We start from the raw sequence: 22482 nt of genomic DNA on the forward strand, positions 1-22482 counted from the left end.
ACCTCCAGTTAAACGTCTATTCGATCCGACTAGCTTTGCTATAGGCAAGATTCCAGGACTGCCAGCCTTGGCGATCCTCGGCCTTATTTTTCATCCGGTCCAGAGTGGCCCGCACTTGTATATGATCAGGCAGCTTCTCACTCAGCTTTATAAATGTAGGTACAGCATCTACCGACAAGGTATCCATGTATGCCCAATCGATCTTGCCGCTCTGCTCAAAACGCTCCACATTATTTTCTGCAATACGCGCGTCTAGATTAACATAATTCATGATGACGTATGCCGCAACAGCTAATGCGATATTAACCTTAGCTAGCGAATATCTGCCGTACCAGATCCTTACGATCGCAGCCAGCATCATCACGGCTAGCAGAATCATAAAACCATGCACGAGCAAACGCTGCTGAGTGAAGCCATAAGCCTCTTCATATAGAGATAACCTTCCATATGCCGAAATTAACATCACTACCGTACAACCCATTAGTACAGTAAGCAGTAACTGTCTCAGGCGATCGAGCATCGTGCTTTCCTTCTTCACGAAATGCAGCCCTAGCAGCAACAAGCCCATATTAATGACGGCGATCGCGACTAGCTCAGAGAAGCCTCTTCTCGCATACTCCGCGTATGCTGTTCCGTCCGGCAGCAGACCTTCTGCGGCACCAAACAAATAAGAGAATTGAATGGCAACGAACAACACGTATACAGCGTTCACGCAGACCAATACCGTGGCAGCAATCGTCGAATCAATGTAGACGACCGTATCCGACTTATCCGTTGCCCCATGGGGATCCTTAGGGAAAGCTGCGTCTAAGCTGTCGTCCGACTTGGGCTTGCGGAATAACAACCCCCATACAAAGCAGAACGAATAGAAAGCGATACATAAGCCAAAGAATGTTCTGCCCATGCCTTCGCCCAGCGTCTCGCCTTGGAGCAGCTCCGGAATATTGGCGAGCCATGACTGGAAGATGCCATCTGCGGCAGCAAGGAGAGAAACTACGATGATCAGCAGTGGCAGCGCAATAATGAGTCCCAGCGCAACCTTCGCGAACCTTCCGCCGAATCTGCCGCTCCCATTGCCAATACGCAGCCATCCGCCCACAATCCCGAACGGCACCATCATATGTCTAAGCGGCACAATGAGCCATTGCAGCAACAGATCGCCATAAAATCCGAAACGATGCCACGGCTGCGATCCGCCGCGCGTCAAGAGCATGGTCTGCGCAACGATAAGCAGCATGAGCGCAAGCACATTCAGAACGCGGAACATATCGTTGGCGAACAGAACATAGCTTAACGCCAGCGCAGTGATTGGCACGAACAAGAGCCATCCCGTCTTGGATTGTCCCTTCCACTTGTCGAAGCCTCCAATTCTGCCTCTCGCCGAATAAAAGAATAACGCGTACAGCCCAATGACAAACAATGGCACCGAAACGCCAAACGGTTGGTCCACAATTAAATATTGCCCGATTAATCCCAGCAGTAGAGCGATTATCCACATCCGGCTATATCTCTTTAGCCATGGCGCTGGATCTCTCATCTCTGTTGCCCTCCCTTTGCTTTTTTCTCCTTTTATTGTAACCTAGAAAATAAGAACAAAAAGTGCAATTTGCATCTCTGGAATTTCATGTTTTGTGCAAAGGCGGGGATGATCATCAAAATCAGGCGGCACTATATCGCGCTCAGACGCGCTTATTCGTCGGTTGCAGACGGCGAAGCCGTACTGGCGACAACCTTCGAACTCGCGGAACTGCTCGAATGTACGACCCGAAACATGGTCATGATTCTGAAGCGAATGGAAAGAGACGGCTGGATTAGATGGGAATCCAAACGCGGCAGAGGAAATCGTTCGGAGCTTGTATTTTTGGTGCCTCTCGACTATATGCTGCTGGAGGAGGCCAAGGAGCTTGTGGCTCGCGGCGATCTGCTTGCAGGTTTCGATACGCTTCAGACGACGGACGGATCGGCGGCAAGAGACACGTTCCAGGACTGGCTTGCCGGACAATTCGGCTTCCGTACACAAGTGGACGGCAAGCGCAGAACCGATACGCTTCGATTCCCGCTTCCGGGCACGATCGATACGTTGGACCCCGCGCGCATCCATTATTTTGGCGAGTCGCATCTCGTTCATCAGCTCTTTGACGGGCTTGTGCGCATGGATAGTCGCGGGGGCGCCGTCTTGCCTCATCTAGCCCATACATGGGAAACGGACGAAAGCCGCATGACATGGACGTTCTATCTCCGCAAAGGCATTATGTTTCATCATGGCCGCGAGATGACGGCGACAGACGCCGCTTATTCGATAGAACGTCTTCGCCGGCATGCGCCGGACGGCTTGTATAGCTGGGCATATCGTGAAATCAGTTTGATCGAAGCACCTGACGACACAACGATCCGATTCAAGCTGAACACAAGATGCGAGCTGTTCTTACCGTTCCTGGCTACTAATCGCGCTTCCATTGTGCCGCAAGACATCGTCGAAGCCGAGGGAGAACGATACGGCAACGCCAGCTTAGGCGGATCGATCGTTGGAACGGGTCCCTTCCGTCTTGCATCCAGCGAGCAAGGTATTCTGACATTGGAAGCAAATCCGGCCTATTTTCAAGGGAGACCGTTCCTGGACCAGGTGGAGGTATGGACCATGCCGATGCCGGTCGATCAGCCTGTCCAAGATAACCGCGAGCTGCGTCAATATCAGGTGATGCATAATGTTCGCATGGTCGAAAGCGACGACGCACAGTGGCAGCAAGTCCGGCAATCCGGGACCACTTGCAAGTTCTTGACGATGAACGAGCTGAAGGATGGACCTCTCGCCGATCCGCGAATTCGAGAGCTGCTCAATCGAGCCATTAATCGGACTGAGCTGCTGAGGCTGCTGTCTGGCGACGTCATCGAGGAAGCATCCAGCTTCTGGCTGCGCGCCAGCAGTCCGGATCAGGGAAGTGACCGGAGGAGTGCTTCGACTACAACGCTTGATGAGGCCGAGCGCACGGAGCTCCTCACTAAGCTTGAAGAAGCTTTTGCACATTTCGGTAACGACGCGCTAACGCTCGTCACCATCCCCCAATATGGGGCGGATGCTTCGCTCATATCGGAATTGCTTGCCGGTCAAGGCATCCGGATAACTATTAAGCTGCTGCCTGCCGAGCAATTCAAAGGCGGCGGACGAATGGAAGCCGACCTGTTGCTGTTCGCGATCATGTTAGACGAATACCGGGAGCTGCGCCTCGTTGACCTCTATACGAGCATGCTGCAGCATATGGCTGAGAGTGACGCGCACGACATGAACATATGGATTCATGGCATAATGGCAGAAGTCGATCCTTCCGTGCGTGCCAGACTATTTATCCGAATCGAGCAACAGCTTACGATGCGTCACAGCCTCTTTTTCCTCTATCGCAAACATCTCAAGACGGCGTTCCACCCTTCTGTACAGGGGATTACGCTAGAGTCGCTCAGTTGGGTAAGGTTCAAGGATTTGTGGTTCCGATAGGCTGCCAAGAGAGACTGTCGATTAAACAGTCACCAGACTTGCCCTCAACTATCATTCTGTTAAATTTTTGCATTTCATGCCTTTCAACGTCCAACTTCGGTCAAGTCAGCCCGTTTTTCTGTTCCTTTTGCTGCCCTTAACCGTAAATCGGCCACAGTGAGCCAGGGCCTCGCTTACGTTGAAAACTAAGTGTAAGCGAACCCTGCGCGTGTTTCACGATTTGCTTCAGATTTGTCACCACGGCTACAAGCTTCGTGTCTATACGGCGCTTCTCCCGAGAACGTAATCGTGTTCTGCCTAGCCCATTGTGATTTTTCATTTCATTGCATTTCCGTTCAATGTTCGCGCGTTTTTGTAGCAGTGCCTTTCCCGCATCGGTTGCGTTAAATGCTCCTGCTTGCTTGAATTCTGCATAATAGTCACTGATGAAAATGGTTCTCCCGGTCCTTTTGCTCGTGGTACACTCCGATCTGATCGGACAGCTCTTGCATTGGGCTTTGCTGAATATATACTGTTTGCCTGAGTCTTCTCGCATATCGTTAATATAAGCATTTACTTGGCCTTGCGGGCAAGTGACCGACGCCGCATCGGGGTCGTAAAGGAATAAGTCGCTGGACATGAGCCCCTTCGTATTGACGCCAATGGATTTTAACGGCGACACAAGTTGAATGCCGTCTTTAGCCAACGTCTGACGGTGTACCCCGTATCCATACGCTGAATCGCCCAAGACGTACTCCGGTTTGACGTTATGCTCTTCCATCACAACGTTCAAGAGCTCCTGCAGACGGTCGCCATCGGGCTCATTGCCCGCAATCGGTTCCGCATGGAGCACGATGCCATTGGTTTCGGACATGACCACCTGCACCTTGTCGCCAAAGAACTGTAAGGTTTTGCTTTTGAAACCATTTCGCTTCTCTGGATCGACTGCGCTGCCGATCCGGTCTTTCAGCCGCTTTTTACGCTCGATCTTCTTGAATGGGGTCTTGGGATCATTCGGATCTTCCGGGTACACATTCTCCATTAAAGTCTGGTACAGAATCGCTTGAAGCTCTAAAGAATCCACTCGGCGCTCCGGATGGGACCACGACCAGAAGAGGTTGCGGATCGCATCCTTTTCGAACCAGTGTAACAGTTCGTAAGCCATAAGAATCAATTGACTAAACGCAACACCGAGATCCTCCGCGGTCGCATCGGGAGGAAGCTTTGTGGTCAACGGACGCAAGTCAAGCTCCGTTTGGGCACGGTCAAACAAGTGCCGATATGCACGCTTCAGGTGGTTCAGCACGCGGACGAAGGCATGCTTGATGAGGCGATAAGAGGAGCGGTAAACGGCATTGCCCTGCGTGATAAAGGAATCCACAATCCAAATGTCCTTGTTATCGCCCCAAAGCCCTTTTTGCTTCGCTTGCGCGAGAATGTGATGGTGACAGGCATCGAATAAAGCAGAGCCGAGACGGTCGCGATCAAGCCCGATCGTACTGTGGTCGAACCCCATAAAGCTGACCGGAACGCCTAAAAATCGCTTAATGAAGAGATCGCCAATGACGCGCTCCTCCATCTCGCGATCCGAAAGGTTGTAATAGCGCTGGACAACGTGAAGTTTAAATTTGATGGATGGGGCATAGGGTCTAGGACCGCGCGAGGAATACAGATGAGCACAAATGCGGTCAGTGAAGCTAAAGTCCACGAGATCCGCTACTTTGCTCCAAATGGGATGCTCAGGCAACACAGAATAAACCTCGATATCCGCAAATGAAAGCTGCTCAAACTGTTTAAACGCGACTGCCATGACAAATCTCTCCCCTCAGTATAAGTCTATTATACCACGAAATCGGGAGATATTCGGTGATTTATCGAGTAAAAAGGTTATTTTATATAGAATTTGACCATTTTTATTTATAGATTCTTTAGAATTAATCGACAGTCTCCAAGAGAGAGCTAGAGAGCATATTTTCATAAGTAACGGGAGGCATTCAGAATGAGCAGCAACGCCGAATCTTCTGCCGATTTCGATATGATGATCACGATCATCCCTTTTTTGATGTCGATCGTATTCGCCGTCGTAATTGGCGCAGTCATCTTCGTCAGCATCCGACGCGTTAGAAATTCGAAAGCAAAGCAGGAAAACATATTTGCCAAAGTGATCGCCAAACGACTGGAGGTACAGAATAACAACGATTCTAGACATTCGGCAGCATCCTCGCGGACAAATTATTACATCATGCTGGAATTCGACAATGGCTCGCGCCGCGAATACCTGGATACAAATAACGTTAACGCTTTCGCCATGGAAGGCGACTCCGGCTATGCCGCTATAAAAGGGGATACGATTATCGCCTTTGAACGCAGCAGTGGCTAGACAAAAAACTTGAGCCCCCGACCGCTTCAGCATCAAACAACAAATAAGCCTGTAAGCGCGGAAACAACCTCGACCTACAGGCTTCATTTGTTATAGACGGATGACCTTCTCCATACAGTAGCTAGACTCGCAATTGATATATTCGCCGAACCGCTCAATCGGATAAAATCCTTGTTTGCGATAGAAACCGATGGATTCGAATTGAGGTTCGCCAGTTTCGAGACGTAGACGTGTATGTCCAAGCTCTATCGCACGTTTCTCCAAGAAGCCGTAAACCTTGGCCGCGATTCCGCCTCTACGGGCATCCGGCTCCACATAGAACCGCTTCAGCTCCGCAATATCCGCATCCAGGCTCCGAATACCGCCGCAGCCGACGGGCCGTCCGTTCAGATATGCAATCGCAAACGCCATATCTCGTGTCCCGGGATCGGAGAAGTCCACTCCAAAAATCTCATCCGCCGGATAGATCCCTGCCAAATACTCATCTAATTGTGCAATCAGCGCAGCGAGAGAACCATCATCCGCCGTCACCTCTAGCACAACAACATCTTTGCCGCTCGTATCAACCACGTTGCATCGCCTGCTCGAACCACTCATAACCGAAACCTACCTGCTCTGGCTTATGCGAATCCGAGCCGTACACACATTCGATCCCGCGCTCGATACACGCCGATAGGAACCACTCTGGCACATAAACCTTGCCGCATGTTGCAACACGTAGACCTGCTGTATTGACATCGATACCAACACCTGTCGATTCCAGCAACGGCAGAATTCCTTCCAGACGCGACCGAATCAACGATTCGCTGATCTCCGGCAGCTCCGTGCGGAACTTCTCTATGAGATTAATATGGCCGATCCGTTTGCGCATCGGCAGCTTGGCTGCGAGACGGATAGCCGCCTCCACATGGTTGTAATATTCGTCCACTACCCGGTCCATCGTACCGTAATGCGCAAGCAGATGCTTGTGGAAGTCGTCCGCCGTATAATCGATGCAACGCATCCCGCCGATCCCGGGAAGATAATGCACCGAATACACAACATCCTCCAGCTCACTGCCCCATTGCTTGATTAATTGCTCCGTAAAGGATTCCGAGCCGGGCAAATAGTCGATCTCGAGTCCTACCGTGACCTCGATTTTCCCTTCGTACCGGCGTTTCATATCTTTGGCATAAGCCAAATATTCCGGCATTTCTTCCATAGACATCGCCAGTTCATCCATAAGCTTGGCATCGTCAATCCAGTCCACTGGCAAAGGCGGATGCTCGCTTATCGTATATCGCTGGAATCCGAGCTCTACCGCTCTGTCCAAATATAACTCTTGCGCCGCGTCGCTCCCATGATAGCAGAAGCGTGTGTGCGTATGCCCGTCCCATTTCAACATCTGATGAAGCACCTGCCTTCTTGTTTTTTCACTGCTCTTCGTGCTCAATATCTCATTCTTCGCACATTATAGCACCACCTGCAATCACCGTCGAATGCCGTCAGCACATCCATCGATCGACATATGACGTCATTTGGTTATTGAAGACAACGATAAGAATATTTTTCCTTAAATTTCGTTCTAAAAAGAGGACTTTCGCCTGTGCTTGTCGAATGACAGGAAGTTGAGCACGACTAGGAATCTGGTAGGAGGCCCTAATACCTATGAAGTGGTTATCCAAACAATTTACTTTCGTCATCATCCCCGAAGCCAATCAATCCGTACGGCGCATTCGGCTAAATGTTTTCACCTTGGTTCTACTGTGTTCCGTAATCGCACTGATTGCCATATGCGGGGCCGTATTCACGATTTTATTCAGCAGCAGCTCTACAACCATCACACAGCTTCAAGCACAGATCGACGCATCAGAATCCGGTTATGAACAATCGTTGTCAGGGAAAAACGATCGGATCGCCACTCTCGAAGCCGACCTCTCCGCATTATCCGCACAAGCCAAGCAGATTGAAACAAAAATGAACGCGATTACCGAGCTGGAGAAGGAGCTTCAAGATATCGCAGGCATCCAGGTCTCGGATTCGACCATCTCCAAGGCGGACAGTCTGCCGCTGATTGAAGGCGGTCAAGGCGGTGAGGAATTCGACCTCCCGGCAGCGATTAGCACCCCCTCGCTTGTCGATCTGACGGAACAGGAATTCAACCAACTCTCTATCGAAATCGACCAATTAAAGCCCAGTCTCGAAGAGACTAAGGCGGCCATTGTGGAATACAAACAAATATTAGATATAACGCCAACCATCTGGCCTGCCGATAATCGTAAAATAACGTCCACCTTCGGTGTAAGGCGAGATCCGTTCTCCGGACGCTCTGCCCTGCATTCGGGACTCGATATCGGCGGCAATCGCGGCGATCCGATCTATGCGGCTGCTGACGGAGTTGTTACCTTATCGGAACGCACTTATCCGCAAGGCAACAACATCATCATCGACCACGGCAGAGGAATCGAAACGAGATATTTGCATCTGAACAAGCGGATCGTAGAGGTCGGAGCCAAGGTCAAGAAGGGACAACTGATCGGAGAATTAGGCAACACCGGGCGCAGCACGGGCCCTCACCTTCACTACGAAGTGATCATTAACGGCACTCATGTCGACCCTATGCCCTATATTCGAGAGGATAAATAGAAAGGAACGTGGATCGTAATGTTCAAGAACAAAGCCGGAGCCGGCAAAATCAATCCGGATACGACGGATACACTGATTGGTGAAAGTACGATCTTTGAGGGTAATATTCGCACGGAAGCAAGCATCCGTATCGAAGGCAGCATCATCGGCGATATCGTGTCGAGCGGCGACGTCATTATCGGAGAAAACGGCGTGGCCAACTCTAACGTCAACGCACGCGATCTCGTGCTGGCAGGACAGCTGAACGGAGATGTCGCGGTTCGAGGCAAGCTTACCATTAGCTCAACCGGCGTACTTAACGGCAACATCACGGCAGCATCGCTGATCATCGAATCCGGCGGCGTATTTAACGGCAGCAGCACAATGACAAGCCCGAAATCAGAGGTTGTGCAGCCTATCAAAGCATCATCCTAACCTTATCATTAACCCAAACAAACCTCTTTTGCGATCGATTGGCCCAGAAGGCTGGCTTCGATGTAGAAGAGGTTAGTTTATTTGCGGCTCGAACTAAGATCAGGCTAGAGATAGTGCCTTTAGCTACAATTAGAAGTTGTTGTAGATCCGAACGGCCGTTACTTTGCCGCTGGCAACATCATCAGATGTGAAGCCAGAAACCGTGTTGCCTACCTTAAATTCTTTGCTGACTAGTTGCTCGGAAGCATCAGGTGCAGTAGTTCCCGAAATGCCGTAAATTGTTTCGTCCGTTACGGTTACCCAAAGCTCGCCAATGCGGAAGCTCTTGCCGTCTGCGCCGACCTCTTCGATCACACCGTCGATATTCACTTGGACTTTGCCCGTTATTGGAGGTGCTGGCTGCTGCGTCTCCACAACGCCTTTATCCCCTCCAGGATTTGTTACAGCACCGCCATCGTTATTGTTAAGGGCTACTATGCCTACTGCCAGAACCGCACATGCAGCAACCCCTACCGTCCATGCCTTCCATTTGTTACGTTTTGTTTGATTGACTGTATTCATCCTCATCGCTCCTTTGGTTTGTTGATTATCCATTCTTTGTTGTTCCCTCTCCAGCATGGCAATCGTGCGCTCTTGAAAGTCCTCGCTCATCTTCAGCTTGGATAATGCCTCCTTGTAGCTATCATTCTTCATGCCTGCCCTCCTCCTATTACGCTTCTGAGCATCTTGCGTCCACGTGCCAACCACGTGCCAACGGTCGCCGGCTTGGCGTGAAGAATGTCCCCAATCTCCTCAAGCGAATAACCTTCGTAATAGTGCAGGTGAATGGGGATCCGGTACTTCTCATCTAGAGCGAGCACCTCTTGAAGTACAGCGTTTTCCTGCTCCGTCAGACTACCCAAGTTGTCCGGCATCCTTGTGCGTTTGCTGAACCATCCCGACTTCAGACGATTTTTGCTTTTGTTGATCGTTGTCCGGATCAGCCATGCCTTCTCATGTTCATCACTCACAAAGACGGGAGCAGTCTGCAAGTAAGCCAAGAACACATCCTGCGCAACTTCCTCCGCATCCGACATATTTTTGAGATAGGAGAAGGAGACTTTGATCAGCGTATCCGAATGGTTAATAACGGCTATACGCACCGCTTCTCCCCGCTCAGATAAGTTTGGCACCTTGTATCCCCCCCTTCACTACTAACACAACTGAACAGCTTCGTTTTTGTCACGGAGCCAAAAAAAATTTCCCGCCATCTATTCGATTCGACTCTTAGAAATCGCTAAACCGAAGGCCTGTTATGGCACTTCCCGCTTGATACCAACGTGAAACAGCCACCAGGAAAAATCGAGGCAGCTCTCGTTCGTGCTTAAACAGTTAACAAATCCTTTAAACGGCTCTAACATAGCCAGCATCTTTCGGCGGTACACTAAGGATGTCCGAAGCTTGACCTCGCTTCTATTATCCTTTTCCGAGGAGGCTGTTTATATGAAAATGAGTTTATGGTTCCGTAACACCCTAATGATTGTGCTTGCAAGCTCGACTTTGGCCGGAGGTTTGTTCCGTCCCCCTTATGTTGAACCAGCGCAAGCTGCCGCCGTTCCCAGCGTTCAAATCCTTCGCTCTGCCAACCAACCCATATCTCCTGATACTCAGCGCCAGCATTTTGCTCTCCAGGAGATCTCCGAGCCTGCTGCGGCAGCGATAGAACATAATCAACAGCTTTATGTTCCGATCCGCAGCTATGTGGAGACACACCATGGCAAGCTGATCTACAATCCCGAGACTACATCTGTCGATGTTACGCTCAATCAGGTTTCGTTCTCATTGCTTTTGGCCGAAGCTGCTATTCTGTCAGACGGCCGGTTAACAGAAGGCGGGTTCCTTCTCCTCAATAATACAGCTTATCTCTCGCTCGAAACATTCTCCGCATTAATGAGCACCAACAATCGAAATTCGCAAGCCTAGACTCGATATCGTTCCATCCACCAAACCCCATAATCGACAACTTCTCTTACACGCATCAGACGTACGTCTGCATCACCGAGCTTTCCTATCTTTATGACAGCGTTCTCCTTCTCGAATTGTGCGCCGACCGAAACAAAATCCCCGGAATCGTAGCCAATCTCTTCGAACACTACCCAACTTCGTTTGTCGTCAACTAACATCGGAGCATCTTGTTTGGTCATTTTCTTGCCTTTATAATCCGCTCGATGTTCGGATAGATGCAGCGAAGTATTCTGAGCGTGACCCACACCTAGTAGCAACACCCATCCATCCAGATCATATAATCGCGCAAGCGGCGAAGCTTCCCCAAGGCCATGGTCAAGCGAATGATGAGCTGTCATTATTGCTGCATGTCTGCCTCGAGCGGCAAATGAAAGCTGCGGATGTGAGCTTCTTAACGTACCTTCTTGTTTCCGAAAACATTCCGGAACTGCCCCCATATAATAGGTTGGCGTTATGTCTGGCTGATACGGCGGCATTTCCTCCCGAATAATGTCCCACCATGTTTCCGGTACGGGCGGATTCTGCCAGTATGCAGGCTCCGAGAGGCTTGAGGTATGCGTCGGCATCACTAAGGTTCCGGCCGCACCTATCGCGGCTTCGAGCCCTAGGATAACGGCTGTCTCTCCCCCAACAATCCAGCGATTCATCGACTTTATCGAAGAATGGACCAGCAGCGTCATCCCTTCTTCTACCCCTAGCCGCGTAAGCTGCTCCTTTATGATTGTTACTGTTAACGGCAATTCTTTTGTATTCATCTGAAACACATCCCCATTCATTGTCCTCATTCATATTGTCTACCTTACCATGTTCGCCGATTCTCCCCATAGGGAATGATTGATTATAGACAATTGATTATAGACAAAAAACCACAAGCATCCCGTTTGCTCCGGGAATTGCCTGTGGCTTCGCATGCTTCTACAGTCCTTCTAGAAGTTTCTATATGTAGGCGGTACGGCGTGGTTCGGAGCTACAGTTGCTCCGCGTTCTTGAGGGCGTGCTCCCAGCTTGGGAAATAAAACAATGCGTTTTTCATCAACTCTGGATCGTGTTGCTTCACTTGCTTCTTACTCATGGATCCGCCAGAGGTCTGCAAATGCTTGATTCTGCGAACAACTTCGTCTGCTCCAAGTGTAAATTCCATGACATGCACTCCTTTCCAAAGTTGATCCCCACCATTCAGTCTGTCTGTTATGTCATGTAATATACCTTAACAAAGAAAAAAGCTTGCTCCTCCGTGAAGAGGACGCTGATGACTTCAAGATAGAAGTTCACTTAGCACTCTTACGATGCAGAATGCTGTAAACGGTGCAGGAATCTTCTAGATTAGAGACAGTATGTGAAGTAATGCAGTATTTTGTGCAGGATTTATGTCATGATAAGGGGCAGAGAGTGGGGTATCGCTCCAGAATGCTGTACAGATTACTTGAACACCACTTGGGTCGGGGTTATGCGATAGATAATGATGTACGAATTACAACTTTCGCTTCATGTCGACCTACCCTCCAATAACTAGTACTAGATATCCATTCGAATATGACTGTGCATGTTGGAGCTGGACGGTTCGAGCGGTCCGTTCGATGCATTTCGTTCGAGATGATGATACTCCTCCAAACTCGCTCTTCGCCCAACATGTAAGAATGGGCATTCTCATACTAAAAAACGCAAATCGGAACGGCTTTCCCGCTCGAATTTGCGTTACTTGTGCTAGAAAATTTCACACTCGTTTTAGTTAACCAACTTAAAATGCGAAATAGATAAATGTGCTTGCCTCTCCGTTCATAAGCAGCATCAGCAGAGCGATCGCGATAGCAGCGTAGACCGCTCCCCGCACAATGGAAGGAACCGCAGACTGCCAAGCAAGCGACCAACGCTTGAAATGCGTAACAGCAACAAACTCTACAACATGTAGCAAATACAAGCCTGCCGAAATAGCCAGCAGCAGCAAGGTTTCCTTGGTAAATGTCACGCCGCCAAGCAGCGTCATTTGTTTGATCATATGCACGGCATCGCCCCAGCTATTAGCACGGAAGAATACCCAGCCCACAACCGTCAGATGGAAGAATGCCGCAATCGCAATCAGCTTGTACAACATATTGTTCTGCAGCTTTGTCCAGCCTAGCCTTTTGAGACCTTTGCCATACATCCGGTGGCCAGCTGACAAGACACCATGGTAGAATCCCCAGATAATAAATGTCCATGCTGCGCCATGCCATATGCCGGAGATCGTCATGGCTGCGATCAGATTGACGTAGATTCGCCAATTTTTGACGCGCGAGCCCCCAAGCGGGATAAAGACATAGTCGCGAATCCACTGCGACAGCGTAATATGCCATCTACGCCAGAATTCGGCGGGATTGGCACTCAAGTAAGGCGTCTTAAAGTTTAAGTCGAGACGCAAGCCCAGGAGCAAGCCGATGCCGACTGCCATCTCGCTGTATGCCGAGAAGTCAAAATATATCTGAAAAGCAAACAGATAAGTCGCGACCCAAGATTCTACACCGTTAAGCGTCTGAGCAGCCGAAAAGTATTCGTTAACATAAGGAGCGATCTTCTCGACGATGAAGACCTTCTTAACGAGCCCCAGTAAGATAAAAACCAGACCAAGCTTGATCCGAGGCGTACGGAACTTGATCATCGCGATATTGCGCAGCTGCGGCAGGAAATCGCCGCCACGAAGAATCGGTCCTGCAGCGGAATGCGCAAATAAGGAAATGAACACCCAGAACTCGAATAACGAGCGACTTGGCTGCAGCTTGCCCTTATATACATCGACCAGGTAGGCTATTAGCTGGAATGAGTAGAAGGAGATGCCGATCGGCAGCAGCATATCTGCGAACGGAATGCCGTCCTGCCAGAACGTTGCGCCAAGCATTTGCTCGAAATTGCTTAACAGGAATACGGAATATTTGAAGAAAATCAAATTGCCTAAGACCACAATTAAACCTGCGATTAATGCCAGCTTGCCATTCTTGCCGCCCAGAAATCTGGATATACCGTATACCAAAGCGACGATGGCGAAGAACAGCAGGAAGTAACCTACCCCTGCATAAGCATAGAACGCTGCATTAGCAACGGCAAGAACCAGCATTCGACCGCGCGGGAAGGCATAATACAACAGGAAAACCGCGGTCAGAAATAACAGGAATGTCGGTGAATTAAATAACATGCGTTAAGCCCCCTTCCCCGTCCAGGTGTCCCATACGAAACGGGCAAGCAGTTCATTGCCTTCCTTCGTCAAATGAACATGATCGGTAAACAAATTCGGATCGATCTTATCTTGCATAATGAGATATTGAGCATCAAGCTGCTTGAGGTAAGTCTCGATCATATCGGTATTGGCTATATAACCTGGATTCGTAACTTCCTTCTTCGACAGCTCACCATTACCGCCCGACACAAAGACAAGCAGACGTTTGCCTTGCTGATGCTCGGCGATGCGGTTCATGAAGTAAACGCCCCAGTTCGCCTCGCTCATATCAAACGGCGTCGGATCGAAGAAGCTGAGATAAGACGGGTCGGACAACCACGTCTCGGAGAACTGCTTCTCGTTCCATGCGCGGGGATCGCCAAGTAGATCGGTGCCGGCGTTCCGTTGCTCCCAGTAAGCAGGAATAACTTCTTTGTACTTAACGACAGGAATGCGATGAAGAATCGTCTCAAGCGCCTTCTCCTCGGTGTATTTCCAGCCCTCTTCGTATTGATACCCGCTCGCTGTCAGATGGGGCAGTACGTCAGAGAATGCGTTGCTATCCTGCTCCCGCAAGTAATCGCCTAACCAGAATACCTGCCTAGGACCCGTAACCGGCTTAGGCTGAACAAATGCCGAATAGGATAAACCAATCATCACGTTGTCTGTCCGGATGCCGTGATCCTCCATCATCAGGAGGAGCGTATACGCATCCCCTGCCATCATGGACGGCGCAGATAAGTTAAACACCGCCTGTAGTTTATCGTCTCCTTCAGCCGTAACTGCTTCATCGGACAAATAGCGGCCCAGCGAATGCTCCGAGCTCTCATTCGTCCCCCATGCGACGGAATTGCCGATCAGGATGGCGTAGTCCGTGAGCCCTTCCTGCTTGATCGTCTTCGCCATCTCCTCGATCACAACCTCAATCATGCTGCGATCCTCGAGAAACATATTGTAATTTAGCCGATGCTTGTACACCGTGTCGAGCTTTACATAGGAGCTCACGACAACTTGCGCCGCCACGAAGAAGACCAGAGCGAAGATCAGCCCCAGCAGTCCATATCTCTTCTTACGAATGTTGCTGTATCGAGTTCGGCGCCTAGCGGGCATCCGAGCCTTTGTTTCTGTCGATTGTTGTTCCATTCGCTATCGAATATCCTCACTTTCTGTACAATCATATCCATCCATTATATATGATGTCGCATTTCGACTTCCATAGTTTATTGGAAAACGGCCCTATTCGACCCGCTCCCGCTTCTCCCAGTTCTCCCTCGCTGAGGGAGGCGATACCTTTCGCGAAGCTCTATCAGGTTATCTGCATACGTTAAAGCGACCTGGTCGTAACCGTTCCTGTAGACAAGAAAAGACGATTAAAAAACCATCCAGCATACGCTGGATGGCTGCAATAACAGGTTATCATTCCGTTCACACACACTGCTGATTCTTTACTCTTCCCGCACTTCATCCTCCACACGATCCGGTAACTGACTCACATAACTGTCTGACAAGTGAAGCAGCTCCAGCGCACGGTTAAACTCTTCCTCCGTTGATGCGGACGCTTCGGTGCTGTCGCCGCCAGACAATGTATAGTGCTTGCCATCTTCAAAGCCGCTTCCCGGCAGGAACAATTCCTCCGTATTAACGAATGATCCTGTTGGCAGATAATAACGCTGTGGAAGCAGATTGTAGAGCGGCTGATTCAGCAAATCTTGACCGAAATGAATGTGATCCGCCAAGGAAATGCCTAGCAGATTCGCCAGAGTAGGCAAGATGTCCACCTGACCGCCAAGCTGCTGGTATACCGTTGGTGTTGTAATTCCCTCTCCCGCAATCATGAATGGAATGTTGATCATGTCGCGTTCGAGATACGTTCCGCCGAAGATTTCCTCCAGCAGCACACGATCCTCCTCGTCCAGTGAGAAGACAGGCAGCCCACGGTGATCTCCGTAGAATAAGAGAATGCTATCCTCCAGCAATCCTATCGTCCGCAAGTCCTCCAAGAATACGCCTAGACAGTAATCCGCGTAGTTCTGCGACTGAATATAATCGCCCACGTAGGTACCAACATAACGTTCTGGCAACGTCATCTTGGCCTTCTCTTCAGGAAGCTGGAACGGATTGTGAGCCGACATCGAAATCACATGCGCGTAGAATGGCTGTTCATTTGCATCCATAAGCTGCAATTGCTCCGCCGTTTTGCTATACAGCACCTCATCCGAAGGACCGAACCATAGCTCATCATTTCCTTCACCGAAGAAGGTCTTGTCGTAATATCGATTGAAGCCTAAACCTTCGTACAATTTTTCCCGGTTCCAGAAGTCCACATCGTTGGTGTGGAAGGTCGCGGTATCGTAGCCATTCGCCCCCAGCAATCTCGGCAGGCTAGGAAGCTCCTTATCCGCATAGATTTGCGTGGCTGGACCGTCAGGCGGTACATAAAACGATGTGTTCACCACAAATTCCGCATCCGAGGTATTGCCCTGTCCTACCTGCTGGTAGAAGCGCGGGAAGTAATAGCCGTTATGAGCCAGCTGGTTCATGACAGGCGTAATCTCTTGACCGTCAATCTTCAGATCAATCAAGAAGTTCTGGAACGACTCCATCTGAATCATGATGACGTTCTTGCCAGCTGCGCTGCCGAATTGGAGCGGCGTTGCCGGCTCCGTAATGTTTTTCAGCTCATTGATGGAGGTTTGCGTGATCAGATCCTGTTCGACCGGCGTTTCCTCATCATTTTCCAGCAGGCTGAATGCTTCGTAATTCAAAATTCCCATTTGCTCTGCCTGAACCGTTTCGTTAATACTTTCCGTATGGGGCAGAACATTGAATAAACATACCAGTAAGGAAACCGAGAATACGGCAGCCACTGTCTTACGGCTTGTTCTAGCCGACAAGGCGCGTTTCCAGCCCACCGCGATTCGCCGACGAAGCAGCACATAGCCAAGAATTAGGATGTCCATATAGATCAGCAGATATTTGGGATGGATGACGGAGAAAATACTTTTTTTCACCGCGCCGACTTGATCTGCTTGCTCGAGAACCTGATACGTTGGAATGATGCCGAAGTGCCTATAATAAACAATTAGCGTGAAAAACAAAACCGTAATGAGCAAGTTTACAATAAGATACATCAACAGCTTCCGTTTGGTCGAGAACCACTCGATGAAACAGAATACAATCAGAATGAAGGGCATCTCCTTCAGCCAGAACGTATGGAACGAACTTCCTTCGAATAAAACCGTCCAGGTGAGATAGCTTTTGACCAGCATAATTAAAGAAAATACCAAAATAGACTTGGTGCTCCATCTCTGGGGCAAACTCTGTGTCATCGTACGTCTTCCTCTCCTGCGTCTAGCAGCCAATCTAAGATCATACCAATCTTTCTACTGCCACACAACCTAATAATATATAATAAGTTTTCTGACCTCGGAGTGCAATATGTCTGTCGTAGCCATTTGTTGTGAAAGATACAAAAATTAGCTGACTTTGGGCAAATAAAAGGACCTCATTCCCCACCGCAAAGTGGAGGCTGAGGTCCTACACAGCCTGTTATTCAGCTATGGCAGCCATATACCTTGCAGCGTCCCGCACGCCGCCCCCAGGAGCACGATCATCCAAGGCGGCAGCTTCCAGAATACCAGCATAACAAACAACAGGACTGCAATGGCAAAGTCAGAAGGCGACGCTACCGCGCTTATCCAGATCGGATCATACAACGCTGCAAGTAGAATGCCGACAACCGCTGCGTTGACACCACCTAGCGCTGCCCGTATAGCTGGACGGCTCTGCAGGGATTGCCAGATCGGCATCACACCCGCCATGAGCAGGTATGCAGGCAAAAAAATAGCGAATGTAGCTGCGGCTGCGCCTAACCAACCGTCCGAAATCGCGCCCAAATAGGATGCAAAGGTGAACAGCGGTCCCGGAACGGCCTGCGCTGCGCTGTAGCCGCTAATAAATTGATCTGCCGTTACCCAGCCTGCGGGGACTACTTCCCGTTCCAGCAGCGGCAGTACGACATGACCGCCGCCAAATACCAGCGAGCCGGAACGATAATAGCTATCCGCCATCGCTACCCAATGATTCGTAGTCAGCTCTCTGGCAATTGGCAGCAAGATAAGAATAGCGACTCCAAGTGTCAGGCAGATCCATCCCGTCCGCTTGGAGATCCCCCTCCATGCTACGCTGTCGCTCTGAGCAGCGGCAGATTGGGCCCCCTTGCCGAGCAAATACCAACCTGCTATCGCTGCGGCTGCAATTACGACAAACTGGCTGTAAGCCGTATTCCATACTAAGACGATCACCGCCGAAAGAACAGCCATCGTCATCCGTGTGCGCCCCGCAGCCAGCTTCTGCCCCATACCCCAAACCGCGTGCGCAACGATCGCGACAGCTACAAGTTTAAGCCCATGCAGCCAGCCCGCGTCGCCGAAGCCAGACCCATGCAGCCATAATGCGAACAAGGCAAGCACGATTGCTGAGGGTAATGTAAACCCGAGAAACGACACGATCCCGCCAAGCAGACCGGCACGCATAATTCCCACGCCGATCCCGACTTGGCTGCTAGCCGGGCCCGGCAGAAACTGCGCAAGCGCAACTAGATCCGCGTACTGACGCTCATCCAGCCACTTGCGCCTGCGAACATATTCTTCATGAAAGTATCCCAAATGCGCGATAGGGCCGCCGAAGGAAGTGAGTCCTAGCTTCAGCGACGCCATAAACAGCGAAGTCATCTTATGATCGCTAACTGACATCCATCCTGCCCCCATTGCCGCAGCAAGTCCCTTAAGACCCATGCTTAATGAGTTTATTATAAAGGATGTCCATGCATCTGCTATAGTTGAGGTATTGTAAAGATTACATTATACCGAATGACCACGGTCGCTGCCTGTATCTGATCGGACTCCTGGATGACCGGATTGACTGCGCCCATCATGCGCCCGTTTCACGAACAATGCTCTAGCGCAAGCAACCGCCACAAGAACGTAGCAAGCAGCGGCAGTAAGAGGTAATGCCGACCACTCCAGCAAAGGTCGACCAAGCATCGTCTGCCAACCGATCGCAAGCAAGCCAACAAAGTATGCGCTGCCGGCAACATGCACCAATGTTAAGCGTACTCTAGCAGCTAGTGTCGCTCCTGCAGCCAGCGCAGCGATGATCGGCAGTGCTTGGATCGCATGGAATCCGAGACCATGCAACGTGATCAGATTCCCTTCTGCGCCGACCATTCTGCTTTCGTTCATGGCTATGGAGATACCTCCGGCAAATGACACCATAATTGAGGCCATCGCATACCGAATACTGAGCACAAGCTCAGGATGTTGGGCAAATGCGCTGCGTTTGAAGAAGCTGATCGCGAACCACAAATAAAAGAGGACTAGCAGGAACGCATCCATTATAAAAATCCCGGCTGCGATGTCGTCGAAGGTCGAACCGTTCTCCGGATATCTGGGATTAACCCCGCGAACATGTTGTATCGTTTCCTGAGCGTAACAATAGATCACGAGCACGATGTATGACCAGCGGAAGATCCCCTTCGACCTGCGACCTAGCCCAGAGAATGGCATGACGGCAGCCGTCGATAGCATGAAAATGCCTAGCGCCGCATCAAACGAAAATGCATGCCACAGATTTCCATCCGGCGGCCGATCCGCCCCCGTCACTAGTGCCAAGCAAGTACAGAATAATGCCAACACGAAACCGAGCAGTCCTACGATGATCATTGCTTTTTCCTCGATGAACCAACGCTTGATCCTACTTCCCGCCATGTCCTTCAACCTCTTTCCTCACTTTTCCTTTAATTTACAGAAAAAAACATCAATCTGTAACGGACCTGCGGTTGGTTCTCAGCTCTCCCCAAGCAGGGTATACATATCCGTCGCAAGGCGGAAGCAGTCTACTCCCTCTGGGACCTTGGCAACTTCTTGCCTAGCTGCTGCGTCTTAATTCGTATAAGGTTCATACCTATGGATAGAAAAGGAGGCGTGATCGGATGAAAGAGCAATGGGAGCACAACTGTCCATTAACGATTGAAGTTGCTGGCGAAGGAGTGACGGCGGTCAGGCCGGACGAGACTGTGGTAACGCTTGGCGTGGTCAATGAAGGAGAGAAGCTGACGGAGCTTCAGAAGGAAAACGCAGCTGCCATTGCCGCCATTATTGGCGCCCTGACAGCGCTTGGCATCGCCCGTCATGACATCGCAACGACAAGCTTCACGATCGAACCGCAATACGACTATACGGACGGCAAACAGATATTCCGCGGCTACAAAGTATCGCATCTGCTTCAGATCACGCTTTCTGGCACAGAGAGCGCCGGGATCGTCATAGACGCCGCTGTCGCCCACGGTGCGAATACGGTGACCGACGTAGCCTTCCGCTCGACTGGCGCATCAACCGCTCGCCGAGAGGCATTGTCAGCGGCCGTGCGCGACGCTGGGGAGAAGGCGCTCGTCATCGCAGCTACGTTAGGCGTCTCCCTCTCCTCCGTGCCATGCAAGGTAGTGGAAACCTCTCCGGGCGGCTTCGAGCCGGTGCTGTATAAAGCGATGTCGATGCCCGCTGGCGATGCTTCGACGACGATTGAGCCGGGATCACTGTCCTTTAAGTCGTCTGTCCGCGTCTGGTATGCATACGCGTAACCAGCAGGAGAGGCTTGAGCCTAGCCATATAGCACCCAGAGGAGGCCGTGAGTTACAAGAGAAGGCTTTCTCGATCTCATAAGCCATCTGGGGCTGAAAGCAAAAATAGCTCGCACATTCCGACCTCTGGTCGAAAAGTGCGAGCTATTTTACATGTTGTTACTTCACGAACTTCACGCGCTCATCTAGCGGTTGAACAGGCTTGTCGCCTGCTGGCGCGACGATTTTGCCGAACGGCATCTGTGCGAGCAGCTTCCAGCTAGCAGGAACGTTCCACTCCGACTTCACTTTGTCGTCAATAAGCGGGTTGTAATGCTGCAAGGATGCACCGAGGCCCTCCAGCTCCAGGGATGTCCAAATGACGTATTGCAGCATGCCATTCGACTGGTTGGACCATACAGGGAAGTTATCTGCGTAAGAAGGGAATTGCTGCTGCAAACCTTCAACTACCGCCATTTCTTCAAAGAACAACACAGTCCCGTAGCCTGCACCAAAAGCATTCATCTTATCCTGGGTGGACGAGAATTGATCAGCCGGAACGATCGCTCTGAGTGTCTCCGTTGTTATGCTCCAGAACTTCTTATGCTGCTCCCCGAGCAGCACAACGACGCGAGCGCTTTGGGAATTAAACGAAGATGGTGTATATTGTACGGCATGATTTACGAGCTCTTGGATTTTCTCGTCGGACACAACACGTTCGTCACTAATAGCATAGATCGAACGTCTTGCTTGCACCGCCGTATAAAAGTCTGTAGTCGCTCTTAAAGTTGCTGTTCCCATAATAAAAAAACCTCCGTATATCGTAGTTGTAGTAATGACTTGTGCCCATGAGTGTGGATGATCCTGTTAGAAGTGCATAAGTGCCTTGGAAATCGTTTAAACCGTAAGCTTGACTCCAATACCGAATGGATCCGACAAATAAAAGGCGCCATTACGCGATTCCGCTACAAATCCCGCCATGGAAGCAGCCTCCACGACTCTAGCTAGTTCGGCTTCATCCGGCATTACGATTGTAAAGTAATCGATGCCTGTACCATTCTTTGGAGCCGGTGGCGCACCCGCGCCAGCCCACAAGTTGAGACCGATATGATGATGATAGCCCCCTGCTGCTATGAACAAAGCGCCCATTCTCATCCAATCCGCTTCAACCTTGAAGCCGAGCACATCGCAATAGAAACCTCTTGCTTTGGCAATATCCCCCACATGGAAGTGCACATGACCCATCGTTGTTCCCGAAGGCATTCCTGTCCACTTCGTATCTCCAGCTTCCGCCAACAAACCTTCCCAATCAATCGGATCGCTTGCCATGCTAACCGTTCCGTCCGTATTGAAATTCCACTCCGACCTCGGTCGGTCCCGATAAATTTCAATACCGTTACGATCCGGGTCAGACAGATATAACGCCTCACTAACGTGATGATCTGCTTGCCCAATCGCTACTCCTTTTTCAATCAAATGACGCAGCGTAATGCCTAAGTCTTTTCTTGTCGGCAGCAGGATCGCGTAATGGTACAGACCGCTGTATGAGCGCTCTGGCGTAATGACAGCATTCGTCACTTCCTCAAGCACTAACAGCGTCGTCTTGCCGTCTGCTGTCAGTTCTGCCGTACGCCCGTCATGCGCCTTCTTGAGTCGAAGACCAATCGTTTGTTCATACCAGGCAAGCGACCTCGTTAGATCACTCACTCTTAGTTTAACCTCGCCTAGCTTAATGCCCGGATGTAAATGCTGGGTCATGGATGCACGACCTCCTACGCGAATTA

At 50.3% G+C, this 22482-nt stretch carries 21 protein-coding genes; 6 read left to right on the top strand and 15 right to left on the bottom strand.

From position 1 onward, the window contains the following. Positions 1–16: 16 nt before the first annotated feature. Entirely contained in the window at positions 17–1537 is a 1521-nt protein-coding gene (locus tag ACX1C1_RS01975) for a DUF4153 domain-containing protein (RefSeq protein ID WP_458955521.1), read from the bottom strand. Between the two features lie 108 nt (positions 1538–1645). Between ACX1C1_RS01975 and ACX1C1_RS01980 the strand changes: the two genes are divergently transcribed. Further along, complete coding sequence (locus ACX1C1_RS01980) at positions 1646–3490, top strand: ABC transporter substrate-binding protein (protein ID WP_458955522.1); 1845 nt, start codon at positions 1646–1648, stop codon at positions 3488–3490. Positions 3491–3626: 136 nt separating this feature from the next. Here the strand turns inward: ACX1C1_RS01980 and ACX1C1_RS01985 are convergent, their stop codons facing one another. Next, entirely contained in the window at positions 3627–5279 is a 1653-nt protein-coding gene (locus ACX1C1_RS01985; protein WP_458955523.1) for a transposase, read from the bottom strand. Between the two features lie 189 nt (positions 5280–5468). On the opposite strand from ACX1C1_RS01985, the gene ACX1C1_RS01990 reads away from it, so the two are divergent. After that, positions 5469–5849, top strand: coding sequence for a DUF2500 domain-containing protein (locus ACX1C1_RS01990; protein WP_458955524.1), 381 nt, complete (start codon positions 5469–5471; stop codon positions 5847–5849). 90 nt (positions 5850–5939) lie between these two features. Here the strand turns inward: ACX1C1_RS01990 and ACX1C1_RS01995 are convergent, their stop codons facing one another. Further along, positions 5940–6419 (bottom strand): GNAT family N-acetyltransferase, encoded by a 480-nt coding sequence (locus tag ACX1C1_RS01995; RefSeq protein WP_458955525.1) that lies wholly within the window; start codon positions 6417–6419, stop codon positions 5940–5942. After that, positions 6412–7233, bottom strand: a complete 822-nt coding sequence (gene hisJ, locus ACX1C1_RS02000) for a histidinol-phosphatase HisJ (RefSeq protein ID WP_458955526.1) — start codon at positions 7231–7233, stop codon at positions 6412–6414. Before hisJ ends, ACX1C1_RS01995 begins: the two co-directional genes overlap by 8 nt. A gap of 263 nt (positions 7234–7496) precedes the next feature. Between hisJ and ACX1C1_RS02005 the strand changes: the two genes are divergently transcribed. Together ACX1C1_RS02005 and ACX1C1_RS02010 are read left to right on the top strand one after the other, a co-directional pair. After that, positions 7497–8474: a peptidoglycan DD-metalloendopeptidase family protein gene (locus tag ACX1C1_RS02005; protein ID WP_458955527.1), complete on the top strand. Its 978-nt coding sequence runs from the start codon at positions 7497–7499 to the stop codon at positions 8472–8474. A gap of 18 nt (positions 8475–8492) precedes the next feature. Continuing rightward, the gene (locus tag ACX1C1_RS02010; RefSeq protein ID WP_458955528.1) at positions 8493–8888 is read left to right on the top strand and encodes a bactofilin family protein; all 396 of its coding nucleotides are present in this window, start codon (positions 8493–8495) and stop codon (positions 8886–8888) included. A 129-nt stretch (positions 8889–9017) separates the two neighbouring features. Here the strand turns inward: ACX1C1_RS02010 and ACX1C1_RS02015 are convergent, their stop codons facing one another. Together ACX1C1_RS02015 and ACX1C1_RS02020 are read right to left on the bottom strand one after the other, a co-directional pair. Further along, complete coding sequence (locus tag ACX1C1_RS02015) at positions 9018–9581, bottom strand: hypothetical protein (protein WP_458955529.1); 564 nt, start codon at positions 9579–9581, stop codon at positions 9018–9020. Continuing rightward, the gene (locus ACX1C1_RS02020) at positions 9578–10060 is read right to left on the bottom strand and encodes an RNA polymerase sigma factor (RefSeq protein ID WP_458955530.1); all 483 of its coding nucleotides are present in this window, start codon (positions 10058–10060) and stop codon (positions 9578–9580) included. The genes ACX1C1_RS02015 and ACX1C1_RS02020 overlap by 4 nt, the downstream gene beginning before the upstream one ends. 310 nt (positions 10061–10370) lie before the next feature. Here ACX1C1_RS02020 and ACX1C1_RS02025 point away from each other — a divergent pair, with 310 nt between their 5' ends. Beyond that, the gene (locus tag ACX1C1_RS02025; RefSeq protein WP_458955531.1) at positions 10371–10850 is read left to right on the top strand and encodes a hypothetical protein; all 480 of its coding nucleotides are present in this window, start codon (positions 10371–10373) and stop codon (positions 10848–10850) included. Here ACX1C1_RS02025 and ACX1C1_RS02030 read toward each other — a convergent pair. From ACX1C1_RS02030 to ACX1C1_RS02060, 7 genes are all read right to left on the bottom strand, one after another. Further along, a complete protein-coding gene (locus tag ACX1C1_RS02030) occupies positions 10847–11647 on the bottom strand; it encodes an AAC(3) family N-acetyltransferase (protein ID WP_458955532.1) in 801 nt (266 codons plus the stop codon). The genes ACX1C1_RS02025 and ACX1C1_RS02030 overlap by 4 nt on opposite strands. A 212-nt stretch (positions 11648–11859) precedes the next feature. Continuing rightward, on the bottom strand, positions 11860–12033 hold the full coding sequence (locus ACX1C1_RS02035; protein ID WP_458955533.1) for a hypothetical protein: 174 nt from the start codon (positions 12031–12033) through the stop codon (positions 11860–11862). A gap of 597 nt (positions 12034–12630) precedes the next feature. Then, a complete protein-coding gene (locus tag ACX1C1_RS02040) occupies positions 12631–14058 on the bottom strand; it encodes an MBOAT family O-acyltransferase (protein WP_458955534.1) in 1428 nt (475 codons plus the stop codon). 3 nt (positions 14059–14061) lie between these two features. Beyond that, entirely contained in the window at positions 14062–15222 is a 1161-nt protein-coding gene (locus ACX1C1_RS02045) for a hypothetical protein (protein WP_458955535.1), read from the bottom strand. A gap of 302 nt (positions 15223–15524) precedes the next feature. Beyond that, positions 15525–17408 carry an LTA synthase family protein gene (locus ACX1C1_RS02050; protein ID WP_458955536.1) on the bottom strand — a complete coding sequence of 628 codons (1884 nt, stop codon included), beginning with the start codon at positions 17406–17408 and terminating at the stop codon, positions 15525–15527. A 228-nt stretch (positions 17409–17636) separates the two neighbouring features. Continuing rightward, entirely contained in the window at positions 17637–18833 is a 1197-nt protein-coding gene (locus ACX1C1_RS02055; RefSeq protein ID WP_458955537.1) for a chromate transporter, read from the bottom strand. Between the two features lie 108 nt (positions 18834–18941). After that, complete coding sequence (locus ACX1C1_RS02060; RefSeq protein WP_458955538.1) at positions 18942–19847, bottom strand: hypothetical protein; 906 nt, start codon at positions 19845–19847, stop codon at positions 18942–18944. 224 nt (positions 19848–20071) lie between these two features. On the opposite strand from ACX1C1_RS02060, the gene ACX1C1_RS02065 reads away from it, so the two are divergent. Then, positions 20072–20719: an SIMPL domain-containing protein gene (locus ACX1C1_RS02065; protein ID WP_458955539.1), complete on the top strand. Its 648-nt coding sequence runs from the start codon at positions 20072–20074 to the stop codon at positions 20717–20719. Positions 20720–20878: 159 nt separating this feature from the next. Here ACX1C1_RS02065 and ACX1C1_RS02070 read toward each other — a convergent pair whose 3' ends face one another. Then, a complete protein-coding gene (locus ACX1C1_RS02070) occupies positions 20879–21499 on the bottom strand; it encodes a nitroreductase family protein (RefSeq protein WP_458955540.1) in 621 nt (206 codons plus the stop codon). A 96-nt stretch (positions 21500–21595) separates the two neighbouring features. Continuing rightward, a complete protein-coding gene (locus tag ACX1C1_RS02075; RefSeq protein ID WP_458955541.1) occupies positions 21596–22456 on the bottom strand; it encodes a VOC family protein in 861 nt (286 codons plus the stop codon). Positions 22457–22482: the final 26 nt, after the last annotated feature.

The organism is Paenibacillus sp. strain BS8-2 (assembly GCF_054483835.1).